Genomic DNA, 22760 nt, shown 5'->3' with positions numbered 1-22760 from the left:
ACAAGATTGAGTTTGTGGAGGGGACTTCGCATTAGGGCTTGGGCTTGGGCTGGGGCTTGCCCCCGTTGGGTCGCGAAGCGGCCCTAAAAGCTTTGCGACTGCTTCGCAGCCGAACGGGGGCAAGCCCCCTCGCCACAGAGCCCGCTCCCACAGGGGATTTGTGTTGTCGCTTCAACGCCGTGTAATCACCACCTCCAGGTATTCACTGGGCACCACCAGCGACCGTTCCCCCGCCCGGTTCAGGCGATTCAACAGTTCGGTCAGGTCGTTTTCCAGGGCCGTGCCCCCTTCGGGTGGCAGGGTCGCAAAGGCCTTGTGAAGCGGCCCATACCAGGTACGGAAGGTGTCGATCCAGTGCGCGGCCGAGCGATAGCGGAAGTTGAACAGCCGCCGTGTCACCTGAAGCTGGAAATCGCGCTGATCGAACTGCGAGTTTAACCAGGCTTCGGTGCCCCAGTTCGAAGGGGGTTGCGCGCCTGGCGGTGGCGGCATGTGGCGGCCCAGGGTCTTGAACACCTGGCCGATGTAGCCTTCAGGCGTCCAGTTGGCAAGGCCGATCCGCCCGCCAGGACGGCACACCCGCGCCAGTTCCGCTGCGGCCTTGGGCTGATCCGGCGTAAACATCACACCAAAGGTCGAAAGCACGGCATCGAAACTGGCGTCCTCGAACGGCAAGTCCTCGGCATCGGCCACCTGAAAGGTCACGTCCAGGTGTTCCGCCCGTGCGCGGTCTTCGCCGCGTTCAAGCAACTTGGCCACATAGTCAGTGGACGTGACCTTGCAGCCCCGGCGTGCGGCGGCGAGCGTTGCGTTGCCGTTGCCGGCGGCGACGTCCAGCACCTGCTCATCACAGAGCAAGTCGCAGGCTTCGGCCAGTTGTTCGCCGACGATTTGTAAGGTGGTACCGATCACGGCGTAGTCGCCGCTGGCCCATGTGGCCATCTGACGGTTTTTCAGGGCTGTGAGGTCAATGGGTGTGCTCATAAAAGTCAGCTCCATTGCAGGTTGGAACGCGTCCCGGCTTACTCCGCCGTGGTGGGATCGATGATGTTCATGACCCGGGAAACGCTGGTGATGGGAAATTCACCCTTTTGGGCGTGCTCCCTGATGAGTCCTTCGTTCGGCGCGATGTACACGCAGTAAATCTTGTCGCCAGTGATGTAACTCTCCAGCCATTGCACCTCTGGCCCCATCTCGCGCAACACATCGCAGGACTTTTGCGAGATCGCTTTGAGTTCTTGTTGCGGCAGTGCGCCAGCGCCCGGAAGCTCGCGCTCAATAATGTATTTAGGCATGGCAACTTCCTTTTCTTGATGGTGATGACAGGGTCGGCAATGATCCCGTCGTCCACAAACTATCGCTCCCGGATACGCCGGCGTCCTGCCGATCGTCCGGAGAATTCACGAAATATGGCATTCTCCGATGCGTGGTCGCCATTTGTAACGCCGCCTTAACAGATTGGCTTGCGTTGCCGAAACGGGTTAAGCGGCAGGCGTCTTGGCCTCTTCCAGCAATTGCCGAATCATCTGCTCCTGAGTCTCGTACCTTCCCTCGCCAAAGTAGGTGTAACGCACCTGGCCCTTGGCATCGATCAGGTAGTGAGCGGGCCAGTACTGGTTGTCGAAGGCGCGCCAGATCGCGTAGTTGTTGTCGATCGCCACCGGGTAGGTGATGCCGAGTTTTTTCACCTGATCGCGGACGTTGTCGATGATGCGTTCGTAACCGTATTCAGGGGTATGCACGCCGATCACCACCAGGCCGTCTTTCTCGTATTTCTTCGCCCAGTCCTTCACGTAGGGCAAGGTGTGCTGGCAGTTGATGCAGTCGTACGTCCAGAAGTCCACCAGCACCACTTTGCCGCGCAGGGCATCGTTGCTCAGCGCTGGCGAGTTGAGCCACTCGACCGCGCCAGAGAGTGACGGCATCGCGCCTTTGGCCGCGTCCATGGTCGAGTCGGCCTTGACCTTGCTAACGAAGTAATCGACCACTTTCGGTACGGTTTCCAGCACGTGTTGTTCAACCGTGGTGACGCCTTCGGATGAGGTGCTGGCGAGCAACTTGTTGTCGGCCCCCGTGGAGATGACCGCTGCGGCAACCAACACCGCCGCCCCCGTGCCGCGACGCAGCCAACCGGTGAGCGGAATCGACGGCTTCAGGCGATTGACCAGACCGCGACCGGCGAAGATCAAAGTGCCCAGGGACAACGCGCTGCCCAGGCCGTACGCCACCAGCAAAAGACTAGTGTGAGCGCTGGCGCCTTGCAGCATGGCGCCAGTGAGGATCACCCCGAGGATCGGCCCGGCACACGGTGCCCAGAGCAGCCCCGTGGCGACGCCGATCATTACCGAGCCTAACGGGCCAGACATTTTGCGAGTGTTGGGATCAAGGCGATTGCCCAGCAGCACGAACGGGCGCGCCAGCCAGCCACCGATGCGGGCGGAGATCAGCGACAGCGCGAACAGCACCATCACAATCAGCGCCACATGGCGGCCGGTGTTGTTGGCTTGCACCACCCAATCGCTGCTGACCACCGCCAGGCTGGAGATCAGTGCGAAGGTCAGGGCCATGCCGCCGAGGGTGAGCAGGATCGAAGAACGCGTGCGTTTAACCCCGGCAAACAGAAACGGCACGACCGGGAGGATGCAGGGGCTGAGGACGGTCAAAATGCCGCCCAGGAATGCGATGAGGAACATGGGGATCACCTTGAGAATACGAGTCCCCTGTGGGAGCGAGCCTGCTCGCGATAGCGGTCTGGCAGTCACATAGATGTTGAATGTGCTGCCGTCATCGCGAGCAGGCTCGCTCCCACACTGGGAATACTGAGTTCATGGGAACAGTGCCTGGCTTCAGGCCGTCTGGTTTTCCAGCTGCTGGCCCTGTGGCGTCCGGCTGTAGCCGTTCTCTGCAACCAGTTGCCCTTGCGGTGTGCGGCTGGAACCATCCTCAGTCAGCAGCGGAGTCAGTTGGAAGCAGGTGCTGCTGCCATAGCTGCTCTGTTCTACTGCAGCGTTGGCATGGGCGGCGGCACCAGCTACGGAGAAAACGATGGCGGTGAAAAAGCGGGTGATGTTGTTCATGATGTTCTTCCTGTTTCAAAGGGGATGGGCAATGGGTCGTCGAAGGATTCAGCTGCCTTCGTTGCAGCCGTCAGCGAATTTGCTGTAATCCAGGACCCGGGTTTTGCCTTGGGAATCCAGGTAGGTCATCCGGGCATTCACAATCCCGCAGGTAGGGGTGGCGTCCTGTTTCATCGACAGCACTTTCTGGATGTCCAGGTGCGTGCCGTAGGTGTAGGTTTGAGGGGTGACATCGGCTTCGGCGCGGGCCGACAAGGTGCAGATGTTCAGGGCGGCAAACAGGCAGGCGGCGTACACGGCTTTGGTATTCATGGTGATTTCCTCAAGGCTTCAATAGGTCAATCGTTGATTGAGCCGAGGCGGTTGGGTTTGCCTCGATGGAACCTATTTGAAACCCGCGAGGTATCCCGTCTGTGTCGAGAACAGGCGCGGGTAAATCGCTATGTATCCGCGCCTGCTTGCGATACACAGCGATACAAACCCCCTGAAATCGCAATGCTGTCTTGAGTCCGTGAGAAACCTGTGGCGAGGGAGCTTGCTCCCGCTTGAGTGCGTAGCACTCACAATAATCGGCAAGGGTTGTCAGATTTTTTGGGGCCGCTGCGCAGCCCGACGCGAGCAAGCTCGCTCGCCACAAAGAGTCGCGCTTATGTGAACAGCATTGCCCTGAAATCGGCTGTTTTTTGCGTCCCCGTGTATCTGCTGATACGCCAGATACACTGCAATACAATCGACGGCAGGCGAGCGGGCCAAGGCTCGATAGACTGCGCGACAACTCCCATTCAAGAGGCTTGGTCACCATGGAACACGTCGATCACATTCTCATCGTGGACGATGACCGCGAGATCCGGGAACTGGTAGGCAACTACCTGAAAAAGAACGGCCTGCGCACCACCGTGGTCGCGGATGGACGGCAGATGCGCTCGTTTCTGGAGTCCACACCGGTGGATTTGATCGTGCTCGACATCATGATGCCGGGGGACGATGGCCTGGTCCTCTGCCGCGAACTTCGCGCCGGCAAACACAAGGCCACGCCGGTGCTGATGCTCACCGCTCGCAACGATGAAACCGACCGCATCATCGGCCTGGAAATGGGCGCCGACGATTACCTGGTCAAACCGTTCGCCGCCCGTGAATTGCTCGCCCGCATCAACGCCGTGCTACGACGCACGCGGATGCTGCCACCGAACCTGGTGATCACCGAAAGCGGTCGTCTGCTGGCGTTCGGTCGCTGGCGCCTGGACACCTCGGCCCGGCATCTGCTGGATCAGGACGGCACCATGGTCGCCCTCAGCGGTGCGGAATATCGTTTGCTGCGGGTGTTCCTCGATCATCCTCAGCGGGTGCTCAATCGCGACCAGTTGCTTAACCTGACCCAGGGCCGCGATGCCGATCTGTTCGACCGCTCGATCGATTTGCTGGTGAGCCGCTTGCGTCAGCGTCTGCTGGACGATGCCCGGGAACCGGCCTACATCAAGACCGTACGCAGTGAAGGTTATGTGTTTTCCCTGCCGGTGGAAGTGCTCGGTGCGCCGTCATGAACCTTGCGCTGCGCTGGCCCCGCACGCTGGCTTCGCGGCTGTCGCTGATTTTCCTGATCGGCCTGATCCTCGCCCAGGCGCTGTCCTTTGGCGCTCAGTACTATGAGCGTTACGAAAGTGCGAAAAATACGATGTTGGGCAATCTGGAAACCGATGTCTCGACCTCCCTGGCCATCCTCGACCGTTTGCCCGCCGACGAACGCCCGAACTGGCTACAGCGTCTGGAACGCGCCAACTACAACTATCTATTGAATGAAGGCTCGCCGGGCACGCCGATGGCGGCTCGCGAGGTGTCGATTGCAGTGACCTCGATTCAGGACGCCATCGGCCATGATTACCCGCTGACCTTTACCGACATCCCAGGCCCGAAAAAACACTTCCAGGCCCACCTGAAACTGAAGGACGGCAGCCCTGTCACCATCGACGTGCGGCCGTCGATGGTGCCGTTGTCGCCGTGGTTGCCGGCGGTGTTGCTGGGGCAACTGGCGCTGATGATTACCTGCACCTGGCTGGCCGTGAGAATCGCCATTCGCCCGCTCACCCACCTCGCCCAAGCGGTGGAAACCCTCGACCCCAACACCCACGCCGTACACCTGGATGAAAAAGGCCCGACCGAAGTCGCCTACGCTGCGCGGGCCTTCAATGCGATGCAGGCGCGCATTGCGGCTTATCTCAAGGAACGCATGCAACTGTTGGCGGCGATTTCCCACGACCTGCAAACCCCGATCACCCGCATGAAACTGCGCGCCGAGTTCATGGATGACTCCAGCGAGAAAGACAAACTGTGGAACGACCTCGGCGAGATGGAACACCTGGTGCGCGAAGGCGTCGCCTATGCCCGCAGCATTCATGGTGCCACCGAGGAAAGTCGCCGCACTGATCTGGATTCGTTCCTCGACAGCCTGGTGTTCGACTATCAGGACATGGGCAAAGACGTGCAACTCGACGGCAAAAGCGCAGCCGTGATTAACACCCGGCCGCATGCCTTGCGACGAGTGCTGGTGAACCTGATAGACAACGCACTGAAATTCGCCGGCACCGCAGAGCTGTGGGTGGAAACGCAGGCCGATGGCAGCTTGTCGGTGAAAGTGATGGACCGAGGGCCGGGGATTGCCGAAGAGCAATTGGCACAGGTAATGGAACCGTTCTACCGCGTGGAGAATTCGCGCAATCGCAGTACGGGAGGGACCGGTTTGGGGTTGGCGATTGCCCAGCAGTTGGCCATCGCGATTGGCGGGTCATTGAAATTGAGCAATCGCGAAGGCGGTGGGTTGTGTGCGGAGCTCAGGTTGCCAAAGCCCCAATAAACACCACACATCCAATGTGGGAGCGGGCTTGCTCGCTCCCACATTGGATCAGTGGTGTTTGATCGTTCCCAGAACCCCTTCCCCGTGCATCTGCTGCAACAACGCCAACCCACTGTCTATGAATTCCGGCGATCCAACCATCCCCGCCTCCACCGCCAACCCTTCCAGCTGCGCCCGGCCATCGAGCTGAGTAAATTCCCCGATCCTCTGCAACAACCGCCATGCCAACGGGCTCAGTTCGGAGAAGCGCACATTCCAGTCCTCATCCCGACGAACCAACAGCAACGTCGGCTGAGCCGGCGGCGAGTCCGGCCGGTAATCCGGCCCCACCAACTGCACCGGCCAGGCATACGCCAATGGCCAGGCCAGCGGCGAAACCTGCAACGGTCGATCCAGCAGCAACCCGGCATCGCTGGCCGGCAATGGCTCGGCGTCGGATTGTTGCAGCGCCATCTCGACCCACTCGTAATGCGCCAGCTCGACCATGAATGGCGGCCACGGTCCGTCGCTCAGCGCCAGCGGCTCAGAGGCCAGAAACTCGACAAACTCCTGGGCGATCTCGCCGAATTTTGGCGTGTGAGCGCGGTAGTCTCGCAGGAAGATCCGCACCAGAGAACGCCACTCACCGTCACCCAATATCTTCACCAGCACCGGAAAAGTCCCGCTGAGCAACGACGATAGATTCGAGAACACCAGGTCGCGATAAACCTGTGCCCGTGCCACGTCCATCCCGGCAGGCGGCGCACAATGGTCGGGGTCGCGCAGGTAACGAGTCAATGTGTCTTGCTGCTGATACAGCGTCGGCTTATCCACGGTTCACCCCTCACCTTGCAGACGGCGAATGGTCTGTAATTCGCTCACCAATTCAGAGAACGCCGGAAAGTTGAAATCCCGTTCCAGCAGCGTCGGTTGCACACCGAACCGCGCATACGCCTCGGCCAGCAGCGACCAGACCACCGGTTTGACCGAGGCGCCATGGGTGTCGATCTTCAGCGTGTCGGACTCATCAAAGTGCCCCGCCACATGCATGGCGACCACCCTCCCCGCGTCGATGCCGGCCAGAAACGCCTGCGGATCGAAGCCGTGATTGATCGAGTTGACGTAGACATTGTTGACGTCAAGCAGCAGGTCGCAATCGGCTTCAAGCAACACCGCATTGGTGAAGGTCAGTTCGTCCATGTCCTGTTGTGGCGCGGCGTAGTAGGAGACGTTTTCCACCGCCAGGCGCCGACCGAGAATGTCCTGTGACTGGCGGATTCGGGCAGCGACGTGGCGCACCGCTTCTTCGGTAAACGGCAACGGCAGCAGATCGTAAAGATGCCCGTCATCGCTGCAGTAGCTCAGGTGTTCGCTGTACAGCGGCACTTTGTGGTGATCGAGGAAAACCCGCACTTGCTGCAGGAACCCGACGTCCAGCGGTGCCGGCCCGCCCAACGACAAGGACAAGCCGTGACAGGACAACGGATAGCGCTCGGCCAAGGCGCGAAATGTCGCGCCATGAGCGCCGCCGATGCCGATCCAGTTTTCCGGCGCGACTTCCAGAAAGTCGAAAGCGCCCACCGGGGCCGCTTGAAGGTCTGTCATCAAACCGCGGCGCAAGCCTAGCCCGACGCTCGTCTTCGCTGATGTGAGGGGGGTCTGCATGGTGTCGATCTCATCCTGGGATCCGGTCTCCAGCGTCTGAAAAGTCAGTGCTGGCCGGCAGGCCCAGTCAAGCGCCGCGGTGTGTCGGATGTGTGTTCACCAACGCCGTTCTTCTCAGGCCACTGTATCGGACAGGCAGTCAGATACAGTGGGATACACGAACTAGACTTATCGATTACCCCCGCGGGGGGCCAGGACGCCGTTATCGTCCTGTTCATTCCCACGATCACCGCCCAAAGGTGCATGCCTCGACAAACAATGCCTCTGGACCCTGATCCTGCTGAAGGAGCACACATGATGGACGAGGCCAGACTCAACGATTTCATGGGCAAACTGGTGAACGACATGGGTGGCGCGGCGATGCTCGCCAACGTCATCCTCGGCGAAGAGCTCGGCCTGTACCGGGCCATGGCCGACAGTCAGCCAGTCACCCCCGAAGCACTCGCCGAAAAGACCGGCTGCAACACCCGCCTGCTGCGTGAATGGCTCAGCGCCCACGCCGCTTCCGGTTACATGGAACACCGCGACGGCCAGTTCCGCCTGCCCGAAGAGCAAGCCCTGGCGCTGGCGATCGAAGATTCACCGGTCTATGTGGCCGGCGGTATCGGCGTGGTTGCATCGTTTTTCCATGACAAGGACAAACTGGTCAATGCCATGCGCGGCAACGGCGCCCTGCCTTGGGGCGATCACCATCCGTGCATGTTCAGCGGCACCGAACGGTTCTTCCGCCCAGGGTACAAAGCGCACCTGGTCAGCGAATGGCTGCCGGCCCTTGATGGAGTGGTCGCCAAACTGGAGGCCGGCGCCAAGGTAGCGGACATCGGCTGCGGCCACGGCGCCTCGACCGTGATCATGGCCCAGGCGTTTCCGAATTCACGGTTCGTCGGCTTCGATTACCACGCGCCTTCGGTCACCGTCGCCACCCAGCGCGCCGAAGAAGGTGGCGTGTCCGGCCGGGCGCGGTTCTTCCAGGGCACCGCCAAAAGCTATCCGGGCGACGACTATGACCTGGTCTGCTACTTCGACTGCCTGCACGATATGGGTGACCCGGTCGGCGCCGCAAAGCATGCCTATGAATCGCTCAAACCCGACGGCTCGGTGCTGCTGGTAGAGCCTTTCGCCAACGACACGCTCGATGCCAACACCACTCCGGTGGGACGACTGTTCTACGCCGCCTCGACCTTTATCTGCACACCCAACTCACTGTCCCAGGAAGTCGGCCTCGGGCTCGGTGCCCAAGCGGGTGAGGCACGGTTGCGCAAGGTCTTCACCGAAGCGGGGTTCACGCAGTTCCGGCGGGCCACCGAAACGCCGTTCAACCTGATTCTGGAGGCGCGTAAATAAGGGCAGGCCACCTGCCCGGGTGATCCGTCAGCAACTGGCGGAACCCAATTCCTGTGGGAGCGAGCCTGCTCGCGATGGCGGTGTGCAGGCAGTATCCATGTTGAATGTGCCGTCCCCTTCGCGAGCAGGCTCGCTCCCACAGGGGACGGTGATCATCACGCGGAGAGGCGCTCGCCAAGGTTTTCGGCCTTGAGAATATCGAACAACGCCTGCGCCGCCGCCGACAGTTCATGCCCTGTCGTCAGCACCCCGATCGCCCGTTCCACCACCGGGTCACGCAGGGTTATGCAACGCGCGCCCAGCTCGCGCATCTGCCCGGCGCACAAGGCCGGCACCGCACTGACGCCCAATCCGCTGGCCACCATCCGCCCGACCGTTGCCAACTGATGGCTTTCAAATTCCACCGGCAACTTCATGCCCCGTGCCTGCAAGTGCTCTTCGAGCATCACCCGTACCGTCGATGGTCGCTGCAAGGTAATGAACGGCTCCTTGAGCAACGTCTGCCAATCGATGTCCGCCAGCTCCGCCAGCGGTGAATCGAGGGGCACCACCGCCACAAACCGGTCGATGTACAACGGGGTAAATTCCAGCGACGAGCTCTGGGTCGGTTCAAACGCCACGCCCAATTCCACCTGACGGTCGCGAACCATTTCCAGCACCTGCTCGTTGATCACGTCATTCACCGTGACATTGACCTTGGGATAACGCGCGCGAAAGGTCTTGAGGATCGGCGGCAACAGGTTGCCAGCAAACGACGGCATCGCCGCCAGGGTCACGCGACCGCGCTGGAGGGTGAAGCGTTGACGTAGTTCATCCTCGGCGTTGTCCCAGTCCGCGATCAATCGACGGGCCAGTGGCAGCAGCGATTCGCCTTCGGCGGTCAGTGCGACGTTGCGGGTATTGCGCGTGAACAGGCGCCCGCCCAAACCCTCCTCCAGCGCCTTGATGGTCAGGCTCAACGCCGACTGGGACAGGTGCAGCCGCTCGCACGCCACGGCAAAACTCAAACTCTGGGCCACGGCCAGGAAGGCGCGAATCTGTTTAACGGTCATGGCCACGGTCTCCAACGGTAAGCACATCCAATGCAGGAGCTGCCGAAGGCGGCGATCTTTTGATCTTCAGCACCTTCAAGGGCGCCGAAAATCAAAAGATCGCAGCCTGCGGCAGCTCCTGCCTATTAGTGAGTTTTATCTATCAATCAACCTTAAAAATCAACTTAACAAATAAATCCTCCAGCGAGACACTCCCTCCCCATCCGGCTAGCCAGCCGCCCACAAAGAATAAAAGAGGTGCATATGGCAGGGTTCGACAAGCGCGTGTATTCCTACGAGGAAGCGATGGCAGGTCTTGAAGACGGCATGACCGTGATCTCCGGCGGCTTCGGCCTGTGCGGGATTCCGGAAAACCTCATCGCCGAGATCCAGCACCGCGGCACGCGTGATCTCACCGTGGTCTCCAACAACTGCGGCGTCGACGGTTTCGGCCTCGGTGTGCTGCTGGTAGACCGGCAGATCCGCAAGGTGGTGGCCTCCTACGTCGGCGAAAACGCGCTGTTCGAGAAGCAACTGCTGAGCGGCGAAATCGAAGTCGTGCTCACACCTCAAGGCACCCTCGCCGAGAAAATGCGCGCAGGCGGTGCCGGCATCCCGGCGTTCTTCACCGCCACTGGCGTCGGCACTCCGGTGGCCGACGGCAAGGAAGTCCGCGAATTCAAGGGCCGCCAGTACCTGATGGAAGAGTCCATCACCGGTGACTTCGCCATCGTCAAAGGCTGGAAAGCCGACCATTTCGGTAACGTGGTCTATCGCCACACCGCCCAGAACTTCAACCCGCTGGCCGCCACCGCCGGCAAGATCACCGTGGTCGAAGTCGAAGAAATCGTTGAACCCGGCGAGCTGGACCCGTCGCAGATCCACACCCCTGGCATCTACGTCGACCGGGTCATTTGCGGCACGTTCGAGAAGCGCATCGAACAGCGCACCGTGCGTAAGTGATCCCCTGCCCCCGGACCGAATGAAGGAATAACAACAATGGCACTTTCCCGCGAACAAATGGCTCAACGCGTCGCCCGCGAAATGCAGGACGGCTACTACGTGAACCTCGGTATCGGCATCCCGACCCTGGTCGCCAACTACATCCCTGAAGGCATGGAAGTCATGCTGCAATCGGAAAACGGCCTGCTCGGCATGGGCGCCTTTCCGACCGATGCCGAAGTCGACGCCGACATGATCAACGCCGGCAAGCAAACCGTGACCGCGCGCATCGGCGCATCGATTTTCTCGTCCGCCGAATCCTTCGCGATGATCCGCGGCGGCCACATCGACCTGACCGTGCTGGGCGCGTTCGAAGTCGACGTCGAAGGCAACATCGCCTCCTGGATGATCCCCGGCAAACTGGTCAAGGGCATGGGCGGCGCGATGGACCTGGTGGCCGGTGCGGACAACATCATTGTCACCATGACCCACGCCTCCAAGGACGGCGAGTCGAAACTGCTGTCGCGTTGCAGCCTGCCGCTGACCGGCGCCGGTTGCATCAAACGCGTGCTGACCGACCTGGCCTATCTGGAAATCAAGGACGGTGCATTCATTCTCAAAGAGCGCGCGCCGGGCGTCAGCGTCGAGGAAATCGTCGCCAAGACCGCTGGTAAACTGATCGTGCCTGACCACGTCCCGGAAATGCAGTTCGCTGCCCAGTGAGGAATTTTTCCATGCAAGAAGTCGTGATTGTTGCCGCCACTCGCACTGCCATCGGCAGCTTCCAGGGTTCGCTGGCGAATGTGTCCGCGGTTGATCTCGGTGCTGCGGTAATCCGCCAGTTGCTGGCGCAAACCAGTCTGGACCCGGCGCAAGTCGATGAAGTGATCATGGGCCAGGTATTGACCGCCGGCGCCGGCCAGAACCCTGCGCGTCAGGCCGCGATCAAGGCCGGCCTGCCCTTCGCCGTGCCGGCCATGACCCTGAACAAAGTCTGCGGCTCGGGCCTGAAAGCGCTGCATCTGGCGGCTCAGGCGATTCGCTGCGGCGATGCCGATGTGATCATCGCCGGTGGCCAGGAAAACATGAGCCTGGCCAATTACGTCATGCCGGGCGCCCGCACCGGTTTGCGTATGGGTCACAGCCAGATCGTCGACACGATGATCAGCGACGGTTTGTGGGATGCGTTCAACGATTACCACATGGGCATCACCGCCGAGAATCTGGCCGAGAAGTACAACCTGACCCGCGAGCAACAGGACGCCTTCGCTGCCGCCTCGCAGCAGAAAGCCGTGGCCGCCATCGAGGCCGGGCGGTTTGCCGATGAGATCACGCCGATCCTGATCCCCCAGCGCAAGGGCGACCCGCTGTCCTTCGCCACCGATGAACAGCCTCGGGCCGGCACCACCGCCGACTCCCTGGGCAAACTGAAAGCGGCCTTCAAGAAGGACGGCTCGGTGACGGCCGGTAACGCTTCTTCGCTGAACGACGGCGCCGCGGCGGTGATTCTGATGAGTGCGGAAAAAGCCAAGGCCCTCGGGCTGCCAGTGCTGGCGAAAATCGCCGCTTATGCCAACGCGGGCGTCGACCCGGCGATCATGGGCATCGGCCCGGTGTCGGCCACTCGCCGTTGCCTGGACAAGGCTGGTTGGTCCATCGGTCAACTGGACCTGGTCGAAGCCAACGAAGCCTTCGCCGCGCAATCTCTGGCCGTGGCCAAAGACCTGGAATGGGACCTGAACAAGGTCAACGTCAACGGCGGCGCGATTGCCTTGGGCCACCCGATCGGTGCGTCAGGTTGCCGGGTGCTGGTGACCCTGCTGCATGAAATGATCAAGCGTGATGCCAAAAAAGGCCTGGCCACCCTGTGCATCGGTGGTGGTCAGGGCGTGGCATTGGCGATCGAACGGGCGTAATCCTTTTTAGCTACACCCAATACCCTGTGGCGAGGGAGCTTGCTCCCGCTGGGCTGCGTAGCGGCCCCAAAACTCTGCGTACAAGCGGAGACTTTGTGAGTGCTACGCACTCAAGCGGGAGCAAGCTCCCTCGCCACAAATCGTTTTTTTTGTCTGGCCCTCAGGCAAATTTCACAAGGTTCAAGACTGGCAAAGGTCCGCCCGGAAACTGCACCAGCCGCGCCCCGACACTCAGTTCGCCCAGATCGATTCCAAAGAACCCCAACCGCTCGATCAACGCAGCCACCTGTGCCTTGGCCTCGGCATCGTCACCAGAGAGAAAAAGCACCCTCCGACCGCCCTCCGCTTTCGGATCGCTCTCAAGCAGATGCGCCTGTAGGTGATTGAACGCTTTGACGACCCGCGCACCGGGCACCCATTCGGCAAACACTTCGCTGGACGGACGTCCCTGCAAATCCACCGCTTTGAACGATGGCGCCTCAATCGAATTGTTCGCATCGATCACAATCCGCCCGCCGAAATCTGGCAGCCCGGCCAGTGCCGTCGGTAACTTCGACCAATTCACCGCCACCAAAACAATCGGCTGTGCAGCCGCTTCTTCACGGGTGCCGGCCCGCGCTGTCGGCCCGAGTTCTGCTACCAGTGCGGCCAGGGTTTGCGGGCCACGGCTGTTGGCGATGACGACTTCGATACCCTGACGGGACAGTGCTTTGGCGAAGGCTGTGCCGATGGCGCCAGCGCCGATGATTCCGATTGTGCTCATGGTGTTCACTCCGTGGTGGGTTGATGGAGTGAATACTGCGCTTGCCATTACGACTTGATTAGACGGTAATAACTTGAATTATCTTCAAGCATTACTATCAGGTGTCTGAGATGGAAACCCTCGCCAACCTCGAATCTTTCGTGCGCAGCGCCGAAACCGGCAGCTTCTCCGCCGCCGCGCGGCTGCTCGCACTGACACCCGCCGCTGTCAGCCGCAACGTGGCGATGCTCGAACGCAACATCGGTGTGCGGCTATTCCAGCGCTCGACCCGCAAGTTGTCACTGACTGAAGCCGGGGAGCGTTTTCTGGCGAGTATCAGCGGCAATCTGCACGGGTTGCAGGCGGCGATCAGTGCGGTGAGCAGTGACCAAGGCGAGCCGGCGGGCGTGCTCAAGGTTAGCCTGGCGCCGACGTTCGGTATTGGCCATGTGTTGCCGTTGTTGCCGGCATTTCTAGCGCGTTACCCGCTGATTCGCCCCGAGTGGCATTTCGAAAATCGCCAGGTGGACCTGATTGCCGAAGGCTACGACGCGGCCATCGGTGGTGGTTTCGAATTGACGCCTGGGGTCATCTCGCGGACGTTGGCGGCGGCGCATGTGGTGGCAGTGGCCTCACCGGCGTACATGGCCGGACGCACATCGCCCGACAGCCCGGCGGATCTGGCTCGATACAACGGGATTGTGATGCGCGGCGTGCGCACCGGGCGGCTGCGTCATTGGGTCATGCAGGATGGCACGGGCAATGAAGCAAGCGCCGAGCTGAGTGAAAACATCGTGCTCAATGACCCGGCCGCCATGCGCGAAGCGGCCCTGCTCGGCCTCGGTGTGACATTGCTGGTGTTGCCGGATGTCGCCGCTAATATTGAGCGTGGCGAACTGGTGCGCTTGCTACCGGATTGGCATGCCGACGCAGGACCGATCTCGTTGTATTACCCGAGCCGCACGTTGATGCCGGCCAAGACCCGGGTGTTTATCGATTATCTGGTCGAGGTGTTTGGGCGGGAGACCGCGTAATCGTTCTTCGCGAGCAAGCCCGCTTCCACAGTTGATCGAGGTTGATCACAAATTTTGTGATCGGCACAGTTCCAATGTGGGAGCGGGCTTGCTCGCGAAGAGGCCCGGGCAGACAAGACACCTCCCGACTCAGAAACCGTCCTGAGCAATCCATCGCCCGCAATGCTAACGTGGCCGGCTCACACCGAATGGAGACGCGTGGGTGCTGATGCTCAAACTGCTGGTGATTCCGGGATTTCTGTTAATGATTTCCTTGGCTGGAAAACGCTGGGGCCCAAGTGTGGCCGGTTGGCTGTCGGGGTTGCCAGTGGTGGTGGGGCCGATTCTGTTCTTCCTCGCCATTGAGCAGGGCCAGCTGTTCGCTGCTCAGGCGGCGACGGCAGCGCTGTCGGCAATGTTCGCGATGATTGCTTTCTGCGTGACCTACGCTCAGGTTGCACAACGCTTGAGCTGGCCGTGGACGCTGACGATTTCGCTGCTGGTCTGGGCCTTGGCGGCTATTGTGCTGTCGCTGATTCCGCCGTCTCTGGTGTTCTCGGTAATCGCGGCCGCCACCGCATTACTGGCCGCTCCGTACCTGTTTCCCTCGGTGCAACCTATCGTTTCAGGCCCGACGCCGAAGTCCGACAAACTGCTGCTGCGCATGATGGCCGGCGCCCTGCTCACATTGGCTGTGACGTTGCTGGCCAGCACCGTCGGCGAGCGCTGGAGCGGGTTGCTCGCGGTATTCCCGGTGCTGGGCAGTGTGATGGCGGTGTTTTCCCAGCAAACTCGCGGGCCGGCGTTTACCGCGGCGTTGCTCAGGGCAACGGCGACCGGGATGTATTCGTTTGCGGCGTTTTGTCTGGTGCTGGCGCTTGCGCTACCGCAGTTTGGGTGGCAGGGGTTTGTTTTGGGCGTGGGAGTATCGATGGGAATGTTGTTGATCACGAAACGCTTGCTTTTGCGATCTGGAAACAATGCACCAGGAACACGAAAGCTGCGCAAGATGAATGGATAGCCTTGGCTTTTCAGCGGTTAGACATCACGCCGGCAAAAACCGCAGGCATTACGGCATGATGCGTCCCGTCCTTTCCCCATGAAGAGGCCGTTTTTCTTGAACGATTGCGAGGGTGGCACAGAGTTCGGTGGCTCAGGCATGATGCGAACTTCAGCCAACGGAGAGGCGTAATGAGCAGCAACGATAGCCCATCGGTTTCACTGGCCCTGCGTTCGTATTCGGGTCAGGTCGAGCTGCATGATCACGACTTCCATCAAGTCGTGCTACCGCAGTCCGGCGCCATGGACATCGAGGTTGACGGCCAGGGCGGCAAAGTCGACTGGAGCCAGGGAGTGGTGATTCCCGCCGGTGCGCGTCATGCGTTTCTGGCGCAGAAGGCTAATACCTTTTTGGTGCTCGACGTGCCAGCGGCGCCTTTCGGCGGGCAGCAGAATATCGATTTGTCGAGCAGACTGCTGGTCGACAAACTCTTCTTCCCGGTGCGCCCGGAAATCCGCCATTTGCTCGATTACGCCGCCCGCAGCGCGCCGATGCTGATCAGCTCGCCTCAGGTGGCCGAATCCTGGAGCACGTTGCTGTTGTCCTCTCTGACGCTACCCTCCAGAAACATCCCCGATCACAGCCAGTTCACGCTCGCCCGGGCCCTGGCCTGTATCGAAAGCAACCTGGACAGCGCGCTCACCGCCACGGACATCGCGCGGGTGGCCGGAACCAGCGAACGGCGCCTCTACGTGTTGTTCGATCAGCACTTGAAGACCACACCTTTCGCGCACATTGCGAGCTTGCGCCTGAACAGAGCCATCGAGCTGCTTTGCGAGACCGCGCTGTCGATCACCGAAATCGCTCATCGGGTCGGCTATGCCGATCAGAGTGCCCTCACCCATGCGCTGAAAAAGCACCGTGACCTCACCCCGGCCGCCGTCCGCAGAAGTTCACGCTTGGCGTGAATCCGGCAGGCCTGAACAAATCTTCAGCAGTTTCCGTCAATACCCTCCCCACCAGACCTTTCTATCATCGCCTCACTGACATGAAGAATCAGACGAGGCACAGATGAGCGAAGCGACGCAGACAACCAAAACACTTGGGTCCGCCAAGACCGCGACATCCGCCACTGCCGTCGGTGTGATCGCAGTGTTTCTATGGTCCTGCCTGGCGTTATTGACCACCCTTACTGAAGGCATTCCCCCCTTTCAGTTGCTGACCCTGAGCTTCGGCGTCGCGTTTGTGGCGAGTCTGTGCATTCTCGGGCGACGCGGTGTGGCAGGGTTTCGCAGCTGGAACCAGCCCTGGTCGGTCTGGGCGGTCGGTTTTCTCGGGATCTTCGCCTACCACGCGCTGTATTTTTTCGCCCTCAAAGCCGCTCCAGCCGCCGAGGCCAGCCTGATCGCCTACTTGTGGCCGCTGCTGATTGTGCTGCTCTCGGCCTTCACCGCCGGTGAACAGCTACGCAAACGCCAACTGCTCGGTGCGCTGCTGGGGCTGGCCGGGACCGCATTCATCATGCAGCAGCGTGCTTCGGCGGAAGTCGCCGACATGCCGGTGGCCGGCTACCTGGCCGCGTTCGCCTGCGCGTTGGTCTGGTCGTCCTACTCGGTCATCAACCGGCGCTTCAACGAAGTGCCAAGCAGCATCATCGGCGGCATCTGCGGCCTGGTCGCGGTGGCAGGTCTGGTCTGTCATCTGGCGTTTGAGACCTCGGTCACCCCCGACTCCGGCCAATGGGCGGCCATCGTCGGCCTCGGTCTGGGGCCAGTGGGGCTGGCGTTCTTTGCCTGGGATCACGCGACCAAGCACGGCAGCCTGTCGATGCTCGGCGCACTGTCGTACCTCGCGCCACTGATCTCGACCCTGCTGTTGGTGGCCATCGGGCAAAGCCATGCCAGCCCGTTCCTGATTATTCCCGCCCTACTGATTATCGTCGGCGCCGTTATCGCAACCTCGCGAACAGGCCAGCCCAAAGCCTGATATCAATGTTGTAAAGGAGCTGTGGAGATGGACCTGATTGCCTCTGAAGGAACAGTAAGGATTGAACGCGACCTGCCACGTTTTAGCGTGGCCCCCAATCGACCTGCACTCCAGCACCTGGGGCTGCCTTCACTGAAATCGAGCCGCAGCGGCATTCGCCGTCGTGCCAACGGCGAAGCCCCGCGAGTGCTGCTATTCGTGCCACCCTACACACGGTTGATCGAACCGGTGCCGCTGGGCAGCGCGTTTGCCGATATCGGCATCGACACGTTCGAAGTCATGAAGCGCGCGGGTACGCCCATTGGCCTGTTGCGCATCGCCACGGTGGCCAGGCGTGCCGGTTACGACGTGCAAATTGTCGATGCGCCGTTCGCCGGCTGGTCTCAGGAACAGACAGTGGTGGCAGTCGATCAGGGCCACTTGATCCGCTATGGCCTCACCGACGCGCAGATGCGCAAGATCATCGAAGACGCCCAGCCGGACATCGTCGGCATCCAGTGCAACTACACCGTGCAGTGGGGCAACGCACGGGCGCTGGCCGATCTGGTGAAATCCATCGACCCCGACTTGCTGCTGGTCACCGGTGGCGCGCATTCGAGCGGCGACTGGCAGAACGTCTTGCTCGACTCGCCCTTCGATTTCACGCTGATCAACGAAGCCGATCGTGCCTTCACCCTGTTGCTCGACGCCCTCACCCATGACGCCGGCAATGTTGACGCGGTACCGGGTATTGCCTACCGCAACTACAGCGGCCAGTTGGTTCGCCCGACACGCAAATCCAGCTACTTGAGCATTGTCCCGGCCCGGCAGGATCTGGAAGAGCGTCTGGGCGTGATGCCGCTGCCGGACTTCAGTTTCCTCGATATGAACAACTATCTGCAGCCTTATCACTCCTCCGGGGCCAGGGTGCGCAAGAACGGGGCCTGGGCACAGATCTTTTCCACCATCGGCTGCAACGTCAATTGCAACTTTTGCTACATCCCCAAGATCAACGGCCCCTGGCGGGCACTTGGGCTGGACTGGTTTGACCTGCACCTGGCCGACCTGGTCAAACAGGGCGTGACTGAAGTGCTGATCGAAGACGATCACCTGATGCACGACCCGCTGTACGCCATGGAAGTCGGCAAATTATTGAAGAAACACAACCTGCCCTGGGTCGAGGAAGGTGGTCTGAGCTTGTTCAATCTGGTGCTGTTGCACAAGGGCGAGCAATTTCTGGCCGAACTCGACGAACAGGAACTCAAAAGCCCCCATTACCGCAATGTCATCGCGGCCATTCGCGGCGGGCTAACGGCAAAGGCATTCATCCGGTCAATCGCCGAGAACGGCTGCTACAACATTTATCTGGCAGTGGAGAGTGCCAACGAAGAAAGCCTGGTGAACTCCAACAAGTCACGCTTCAACGCCATCCAGCAGGCAACCTTCGAAATCATTCAGATGTTTACCGAATGTGGGATTCAGGTCACCGGTGGGTTCATGCTCGGTTTCGTCAACCCGCCTGCTTCGGCCGGTGAGCAACCGTTCATTGAAAGCCTGGGGCAGATCAGTAATACCATCGACTACGCCGTCAACCTGATGGGCGCAGGTATGGCTTATGCCAATCCCTTTATCGTCACGCCGATTCCGGGCACTGAAATGTGGGAATACCAGCAGCAATACGTAGTCCGCCACTACGACAACGGCTGGTCTCATGAAAAAGCCACCATGGCCACGGAGAAGTGGAGCGCCGAAGACATCGAAAAAGCCCGCATGGAACTGCTGGTGCGCGCCAACGGTGCCGATCGGGTCAGGGAGATGGTGCGGCGTGGGACGTGGCCGGTGGATGCTTGAGAGAGCGCTTGCCCCCTCGCCACAACCAACTCATTCGCCAGTACTGCGTAACCAGTCAGCACATTCGCGCTGGAGTGCTTCCTGACCTCCATGGGATGATCGCCGTCAAAGCGCGGATCATCCCATGGAGAGTTTGAATGTCATTGTTGAGTAAAAAAGCCGTTGTTCTGCTGCTCATGGCGGCTACCAGCCTGGGTGCCTTGAATGCGCAGGCGGCCAAGGCCACTGCTGGCGACAAAGCGCCGGCCCAGAAGGTCTCGATGCTCGGCGGCAAGTTCACCTTCACCCTGCCCAAGGGTTTCATCGCCAACCCGCTGCCAGCCGGCGATGCGGCCACCGGCACTGCTGGGGCGACGGGTACGATGTACACCAACCAGGCCACCAAAACCGTGGTGATCGCCGCTGAAAACACCATCCCCGGCGGCGTCAACGTCAAGGACAACGACGGTGAATTCCTCGACAACACCGTGTCCGCGTTCGCCACCGAGCAACGCAACGCCTTGCCGGATTTCAACAAAACCAGCGAAAAAAGCCTGACTCAGAAAGGCACGGGCCTGGGCCTTCGGCAGATCGACAGCACCGCCACCCAGGGCGGCGGCATGACGCTGGACAGCACGTTGATGGCTGCTTCCGGCACGCGCATGGCCATCGTTCAGATCATTTCCCGCCCCAACGACAAAACCGGCCACGAAACGCTGGTGAAACAAATCGTCAGCGGCAAATAAACCCGACCGATTCAGGGATTGAGCCGCTGCAACCAGGCGCTCAAATCCTGCATCTCGGTGGCGCTGATACTGTGACCGACACCCGGATAAGCATGAAACTCGGGCTTGAGTGACAGGCGCTGCAACAGGCTGTCGGCCTCTGTACCGTCGTTATAGGGCAGGAGTTTGTCGGCGGTGCCATGACCAATGAAAATTGCCAGTTGCAGGCGTTTTTCATCCGGTTTGAGCTCGGATTCGAGCACCGGCAGAATTCGCCCGCTCAGTGCCGCAATTCCACCCACTGCGTCGGGATGACGCAACGCGACCTCGTAGGACATCATCGCGCCTTGGCTGAAACCCACCAGGAATACCTTGTCCGCTTCGGTGTGATATTTCTTCGCCGCCTGTGCGACAAAATCCCTCAACACCTGGCCGCTGGCCTTCAGGTCGGCCGTCTCACCGTCGTAGGCGCCCTCGCCCTTCTGGCGAAACCACTGGTAACTGCCCTCCTCCAACGTCATCGGCGCCCGCACCGACAGGTAGTTGTACTGGGGCGGCAATTGATCCTTGATGTCGAACAGGTCCTGCTCGTTACTGCCGTAACCGTGCAGGAAAATCACCAGAGGCTGGTTGCGGGATTCAGCATGGGCCTGCTCCAGGTACTTGAGCGGCAGATCGGTGTGCAGCGGGGTTTGAGCGTGGACGGCGGTGGACGCCAGGAGCGTGAGCAGAGCGAGTAACTTCAACATAAACCTTCCTTCACAGCGCGCAGGATTCGGGGCAAAGCCTAACACTGTGAAGCATGCTCGGGCATTTCAGGTGTTGCTGAAGTCGCCATCGCGAGCAGGCTCGCTCCCACAGGTTTCTCATCTCAATAGTGAGAGCATAAAAAAAGTGGCCACCGCGTCAACAGTGGCCACTTTTTCTACGGCGTATTAATGGCCGTAAACATCAAAATTGAAGTACTTGTCCTGCACTTGCTTGTACTTGCCGTTGGCGCGGATTTCGGTGATAGCGGTGTTGAATTTGTCCGCCAGCTCTTTATCACCCTTGCGCACGGCGATGCCGGCACCGCCGCCGAAGTACTTGGCGTCTTCATAGGTCGGGCCTACGAAGGCGAAGCCTTTACCGGCGTCGGTTTTCAGGAAACCGTCGTCCAGGTTGACCGAGTCGGCCAGCATCGCGTCGAGGCGACCGGCGACCATGTCCAGGTTGGCTTCCTGCTGGGAACCGTAACGCACCAGGTTGATGCCGGCCGGCACCAGCACTTCCGTGGCGAAACGGTCGTGGGTGCTGGCGCGCAACACACCGACTTTCTTGCCTTTGAGCTCGGTCAGCGGATCCTTGACGTCGATGCCTTCCTTCATCACGAAGCGCGCCGGGGTGTGGTAGTACTTGATGGTGAAATCGACGTTCTTCTTGCGATCGTCGGTGATGGTCATGGACGACAGGATCGCGTCGATTTTCTTGACCTTCAGGGCCGGGATCAAACCATCGAACTCTTGCTCGACCCAGGTGCACTTCACTTTCATCTGCTCACACAACGCATCGCCGATGTCCACGTCGAAACCGGTGAGTTTGCCGTCCGGGGTTTTCATCGAGAATGGCGGGTAGCCGGCTTCGATACCGAGGCGAATCGGCTTGGCGTCATCGGCCATGGCGGTCAGGGACAACATCGACAGTGCCAGGGCACCGAACATCACTCGCTTCTTCATTTATAACTCCTGTGTGCGGAGACTTTTATTTGGCAGCTTTCGGTTAGTGAAGACCGAAGTGGCCGGCAGTCTAGAGCGGCTTCAGGAGGGCAGATTGTGTTCAAGCGACAAATACTTACAGAAAAACAGCCGAGGGATTCAAGGTACTTGAAACGTGCGCCACGGTGGTGCAAAGGCTGTAGGACAATCCTTTGCTTCAGACAAAACCTACGCGGTTTCGGGTGTGCTCCGACCGAACAGTCGCACTGGCAATGAAGCTTTTTTTGCCGCACATTGACCCCGCCAACCCATCCCCGGAAGAGAAGCGTGATGACCACGTTGAACCTGATCCAGCATCATCCCGCCGAAGGTCCTGGCGCCATTGCCGAATGGGCCCGGGCCCGTGGCATTACGCTGAACGTGTTTCGCGCCGACCTCAGCCAGTTGCCGCCGGTGAGCGCGGCCCCCGCGATTCTGTTGGGTGGGCCTTATGAATCCAACGCCGGGCCGACGTGGCTGGAAGCGGAGCGTCAGTGGCTGGCGGGGAGTCTGGCTCAGGGCGCGGCGGTGTTTGCGATTTGTCTGGGCGCGCAATTGCTGGCGTTGAGCCTGGGTGGGGATGTGCGGCGCATGGCTCGCCCCGAAACTGGCTGGACGACCGTGACCTTTGCGGATGGCCAGACGCTGAAGGTGCTGGAATGGCACGAAGACGCGATCGATCTGCCTGAGGATGCGCAATTGCTGGCCAGCAGTGACGTGTGTGAGCAGCAGATGTACCGCGTCGGAGCGACTCGGGTGGGGTTGCAGTTCCACCCGGAGTGGAATGCCGAATCGGTGGCAATTCTCAATGAGTACTTTGCCGAAGAGTCGCCGTTGCCACGGGGGCCACAGGACAGCGCCGCCTATGCAGCCGTGTTTGGCTGGTTGCAGGTGACGCTGGATGAGTGGTGGGCGGCTTCATCAGCTAATCGCTGAATCTGAGAATTGAT

At 60.4% G+C, this 22760-nt stretch carries 24 protein-coding genes; 13 read left to right on the top strand and 11 right to left on the bottom strand.

From position 1 onward, the window contains the following. Positions 1-171: 171 nt before the first annotated feature. From ACQKPC_RS27315 to ACQKPC_RS27295, 5 genes are all read right to left on the bottom strand, one after another. Positions 172-984: a class I SAM-dependent methyltransferase gene (locus ACQKPC_RS27315; protein ID WP_427627677.1), complete on the bottom strand. Its 813-nt coding sequence runs from the start codon at positions 982-984 to the stop codon at positions 172-174. A 38-nt stretch (positions 985-1022) separates the two neighbouring features. Continuing rightward, positions 1023-1295, bottom strand: a complete 273-nt coding sequence (locus ACQKPC_RS27310) for a DUF4242 domain-containing protein (protein WP_427627675.1) — start codon at positions 1293-1295, stop codon at positions 1023-1025. Positions 1296-1481: 186 nt separating this feature from the next. Further along, positions 1482-2693 carry a cytochrome c biogenesis protein DipZ gene (locus ACQKPC_RS27305; protein WP_427627673.1) on the bottom strand — a complete coding sequence of 404 codons (1212 nt, stop codon included), beginning with the start codon at positions 2691-2693 and terminating at the stop codon, positions 1482-1484. A gap of 153 nt (positions 2694-2846) precedes the next feature. Beyond that, positions 2847-3077 carry a hypothetical protein gene (locus tag ACQKPC_RS27300; RefSeq protein WP_427627672.1) on the bottom strand — a complete coding sequence of 77 codons (231 nt, stop codon included), beginning with the start codon at positions 3075-3077 and terminating at the stop codon, positions 2847-2849. A 48-nt stretch (positions 3078-3125) separates the two neighbouring features. After that, the gene (locus tag ACQKPC_RS27295; protein WP_007896006.1) at positions 3126-3389 is read right to left on the bottom strand and encodes a DUF2790 domain-containing protein; all 264 of its coding nucleotides are present in this window, start codon (positions 3387-3389) and stop codon (positions 3126-3128) included. A 488-nt stretch (positions 3390-3877) separates the two neighbouring features. Here ACQKPC_RS27295 and ACQKPC_RS27290 point away from each other — a divergent pair, with 488 nt between their 5' ends. Together ACQKPC_RS27290 and ACQKPC_RS27285 are read left to right on the top strand one after the other, a co-directional pair. Continuing rightward, positions 3878-4618 carry a response regulator gene (locus tag ACQKPC_RS27290; RefSeq protein ID WP_008011892.1) on the top strand — a complete coding sequence of 247 codons (741 nt, stop codon included), beginning with the start codon at positions 3878-3880 and terminating at the stop codon, positions 4616-4618. Further along, entirely contained in the window at positions 4615-5925 is a 1311-nt protein-coding gene (locus ACQKPC_RS27285) for an ATP-binding protein (protein ID WP_427627670.1), read from the top strand. The genes ACQKPC_RS27290 and ACQKPC_RS27285 overlap by 4 nt, the downstream gene beginning before the upstream one ends. 48 nt (positions 5926-5973) lie before the next feature. Here the strand turns inward: ACQKPC_RS27285 and ACQKPC_RS27280 are convergent, their stop codons facing one another. Together ACQKPC_RS27280 and ACQKPC_RS27275 are read right to left on the bottom strand one after the other, a co-directional pair. Then, positions 5974-6738, bottom strand: coding sequence for a DNA-binding domain-containing protein (locus tag ACQKPC_RS27280; protein ID WP_427627668.1), 765 nt, complete (start codon positions 6736-6738; stop codon positions 5974-5976). Between the two features lie 3 nt (positions 6739-6741). Continuing rightward, positions 6742-7569, bottom strand: coding sequence for a DUF692 domain-containing protein (locus ACQKPC_RS27275; protein ID WP_427627666.1), 828 nt, complete (start codon positions 7567-7569; stop codon positions 6742-6744). 297 nt (positions 7570-7866) lie between these two features. On the opposite strand from ACQKPC_RS27275, the gene ACQKPC_RS27270 reads away from it, so the two are divergent. Further along, positions 7867-8913, top strand: coding sequence for a class I SAM-dependent methyltransferase (locus tag ACQKPC_RS27270; protein WP_032830528.1), 1047 nt, complete (start codon positions 7867-7869; stop codon positions 8911-8913). 155 nt (positions 8914-9068) lie between these two features. On the opposite strand, the gene ACQKPC_RS27265 is transcribed toward ACQKPC_RS27270, so the two are convergent. Next, positions 9069-9965, bottom strand: a complete 897-nt coding sequence (locus tag ACQKPC_RS27265) for a LysR substrate-binding domain-containing protein (RefSeq protein WP_427627664.1) — start codon at positions 9963-9965, stop codon at positions 9069-9071. A gap of 243 nt (positions 9966-10208) precedes the next feature. Here ACQKPC_RS27265 and ACQKPC_RS27260 point away from each other — a divergent pair, with 243 nt between their 5' ends. The 3 genes from ACQKPC_RS27260 to ACQKPC_RS27250 are packed head-to-tail and all read left to right on the top strand — an operon-like array spanning position 10209 to position 12802. Continuing rightward, positions 10209-10907 (top strand): CoA transferase subunit A, encoded by a 699-nt coding sequence (locus ACQKPC_RS27260; RefSeq protein ID WP_007896014.1) that lies wholly within the window; start codon positions 10209-10211, stop codon positions 10905-10907. Between the two features lie 36 nt (positions 10908-10943). Continuing rightward, positions 10944-11609, top strand: a complete 666-nt coding sequence (locus ACQKPC_RS27255; protein ID WP_007896015.1) for a CoA transferase subunit B — start codon at positions 10944-10946, stop codon at positions 11607-11609. Between the two features lie 11 nt (positions 11610-11620). Continuing rightward, a complete protein-coding gene (locus ACQKPC_RS27250; RefSeq protein ID WP_427627661.1) occupies positions 11621-12802 on the top strand; it encodes an acetyl-CoA C-acetyltransferase in 1182 nt (393 codons plus the stop codon). A 160-nt stretch (positions 12803-12962) separates the two neighbouring features. On the opposite strand, the gene ACQKPC_RS27245 is transcribed toward ACQKPC_RS27250, so the two are convergent. Next, positions 12963-13565, bottom strand: a complete 603-nt coding sequence (locus ACQKPC_RS27245; RefSeq protein ID WP_427627660.1) for an NADPH-dependent F420 reductase — start codon at positions 13563-13565, stop codon at positions 12963-12965. A 110-nt stretch (positions 13566-13675) separates the two neighbouring features. Here ACQKPC_RS27245 and ACQKPC_RS27240 point away from each other — a divergent pair, with 110 nt between their 5' ends. From ACQKPC_RS27240 to ACQKPC_RS27215, 6 genes are all read left to right on the top strand, one after another. Next, positions 13676-14578: a LysR substrate-binding domain-containing protein gene (locus ACQKPC_RS27240; RefSeq protein ID WP_427627658.1), complete on the top strand. Its 903-nt coding sequence runs from the start codon at positions 13676-13678 to the stop codon at positions 14576-14578. A gap of 202 nt (positions 14579-14780) precedes the next feature. Beyond that, positions 14781-15578 carry a hypothetical protein gene (locus ACQKPC_RS27235; protein ID WP_427627656.1) on the top strand — a complete coding sequence of 266 codons (798 nt, stop codon included), beginning with the start codon at positions 14781-14783 and terminating at the stop codon, positions 15576-15578. A gap of 104 nt (positions 15579-15682) precedes the next feature. Beyond that, positions 15683-16525 carry a helix-turn-helix domain-containing protein gene (locus ACQKPC_RS27230; RefSeq protein ID WP_427627654.1) on the top strand — a complete coding sequence of 281 codons (843 nt, stop codon included), beginning with the start codon at positions 15683-15685 and terminating at the stop codon, positions 16523-16525. A gap of 103 nt (positions 16526-16628) precedes the next feature. Beyond that, positions 16629-17543: an aromatic amino acid exporter YddG gene (gene yddG, locus ACQKPC_RS27225; protein WP_063340282.1), complete on the top strand. Its 915-nt coding sequence runs from the start codon at positions 16629-16631 to the stop codon at positions 17541-17543. Between the two features lie 27 nt (positions 17544-17570). Beyond that, positions 17571-19373, top strand: coding sequence for a B12-binding domain-containing radical SAM protein (locus ACQKPC_RS27220; RefSeq protein WP_427627652.1), 1803 nt, complete (start codon positions 17571-17573; stop codon positions 19371-19373). A 137-nt stretch (positions 19374-19510) separates the two neighbouring features. Beyond that, complete coding sequence (locus tag ACQKPC_RS27215; protein ID WP_427627650.1) at positions 19511-20098, top strand: hypothetical protein; 588 nt, start codon at positions 19511-19513, stop codon at positions 20096-20098. Between the two features lie 11 nt (positions 20099-20109). Here the strand turns inward: ACQKPC_RS27215 and ACQKPC_RS27210 are convergent, their stop codons facing one another. Beyond that, the gene (locus tag ACQKPC_RS27210; protein ID WP_427627648.1) at positions 20110-20826 is read right to left on the bottom strand and encodes an alpha/beta hydrolase; all 717 of its coding nucleotides are present in this window, start codon (positions 20824-20826) and stop codon (positions 20110-20112) included. 186 nt (positions 20827-21012) lie between these two features. Beyond that, a complete protein-coding gene (locus ACQKPC_RS27205) occupies positions 21013-21792 on the bottom strand; it encodes an ABC transporter substrate-binding protein (RefSeq protein WP_427627646.1) in 780 nt (259 codons plus the stop codon). 309 nt (positions 21793-22101) lie between these two features. Between ACQKPC_RS27205 and ACQKPC_RS27200 the strand changes: the two genes are divergently transcribed. After that, a complete protein-coding gene (locus tag ACQKPC_RS27200) occupies positions 22102-22746 on the top strand; it encodes a type 1 glutamine amidotransferase (protein WP_427627644.1) in 645 nt (214 codons plus the stop codon). The last annotated feature ends 14 nt before the right edge of the window (positions 22747-22760 follow it).

The sequence above is a fragment of the Pseudomonas sp. NPDC089918 genome (genome assembly GCF_050280605.1).
Lineage (GTDB): Bacteria > Pseudomonadota > Gammaproteobacteria > Pseudomonadales > Pseudomonadaceae > Aquipseudomonas.
This window is presented reverse-complemented; position numbering and strand designations above follow the sequence as displayed.

Coding starts and splice junctions, on each gene's coding strand:
- ACQKPC_RS27315 (WP_427627677.1), bottom strand. CDS start 984: ATGAGCACACCCATTGACCTCACAGCCCTGAAAAACCGTCAGATGGCC.
- ACQKPC_RS27310 (WP_427627675.1), bottom strand. CDS start 1,295: ATGCCTAAATACATTATTGAGCGCGAGCTTCCGGGCGCTGGCGCACTG.
- ACQKPC_RS27305 (WP_427627673.1), bottom strand. CDS start 2,693: ATGTTCCTCATCGCATTCCTGGGCGGCATTTTGACCGTCCTCAGCCCC.
- ACQKPC_RS27300 (WP_427627672.1), bottom strand. CDS start 3,077: ATGAACAACATCACCCGCTTTTTCACCGCCATCGTTTTCTCCGTAGCT.
- ACQKPC_RS27295 (WP_007896006.1), bottom strand. CDS start 3,389: ATGAATACCAAAGCCGTGTACGCCGCCTGCCTGTTTGCCGCCCTGAAC.
- ACQKPC_RS27290 (WP_008011892.1), top strand. CDS start 3,878: ATGGAACACGTCGATCACATTCTCATCGTGGACGATGACCGCGAGATC.
- ACQKPC_RS27285 (WP_427627670.1), top strand. CDS start 4,615: ATGAACCTTGCGCTGCGCTGGCCCCGCACGCTGGCTTCGCGGCTGTCG.
- ACQKPC_RS27275 (WP_427627666.1), bottom strand. CDS start 7,569: ATGCAGACCCCCCTCACATCAGCGAAGACGAGCGTCGGGCTAGGCTTG.
- ACQKPC_RS27270 (WP_032830528.1), top strand. CDS start 7,867: ATGGACGAGGCCAGACTCAACGATTTCATGGGCAAACTGGTGAACGAC.
- ACQKPC_RS27265 (WP_427627664.1), bottom strand. CDS start 9,965: ATGACCGTTAAACAGATTCGCGCCTTCCTGGCCGTGGCCCAGAGTTTG.
- ACQKPC_RS27260 (WP_007896014.1), top strand. CDS start 10,209: ATGGCAGGGTTCGACAAGCGCGTGTATTCCTACGAGGAAGCGATGGCA.
- ACQKPC_RS27255 (WP_007896015.1), top strand. CDS start 10,944: ATGGCACTTTCCCGCGAACAAATGGCTCAACGCGTCGCCCGCGAAATG.
- ACQKPC_RS27250 (WP_427627661.1), top strand. CDS start 11,621: ATGCAAGAAGTCGTGATTGTTGCCGCCACTCGCACTGCCATCGGCAGC.
- ACQKPC_RS27245 (WP_427627660.1), bottom strand. CDS start 13,565: ATGAGCACAATCGGAATCATCGGCGCTGGCGCCATCGGCACAGCCTTC.
- ACQKPC_RS27240 (WP_427627658.1), top strand. CDS start 13,676: ATGGAAACCCTCGCCAACCTCGAATCTTTCGTGCGCAGCGCCGAAACC.
- yddG (WP_063340282.1), top strand. CDS start 16,629: ATGAGCGAAGCGACGCAGACAACCAAAACACTTGGGTCCGCCAAGACC.
- ACQKPC_RS27220 (WP_427627652.1), top strand. CDS start 17,571: ATGGACCTGATTGCCTCTGAAGGAACAGTAAGGATTGAACGCGACCTG.
- ACQKPC_RS27215 (WP_427627650.1), top strand. CDS start 19,511: ATGTCATTGTTGAGTAAAAAAGCCGTTGTTCTGCTGCTCATGGCGGCT.
- ACQKPC_RS27210 (WP_427627648.1), bottom strand. CDS start 20,826: ATGTTGAAGTTACTCGCTCTGCTCACGCTCCTGGCGTCCACCGCCGTC.
- ACQKPC_RS27205 (WP_427627646.1), bottom strand. CDS start 21,792: ATGAAGAAGCGAGTGATGTTCGGTGCCCTGGCACTGTCGATGTTGTCC.
- ACQKPC_RS27200 (WP_427627644.1), top strand. CDS start 22,102: ATGACCACGTTGAACCTGATCCAGCATCATCCCGCCGAAGGTCCTGGC.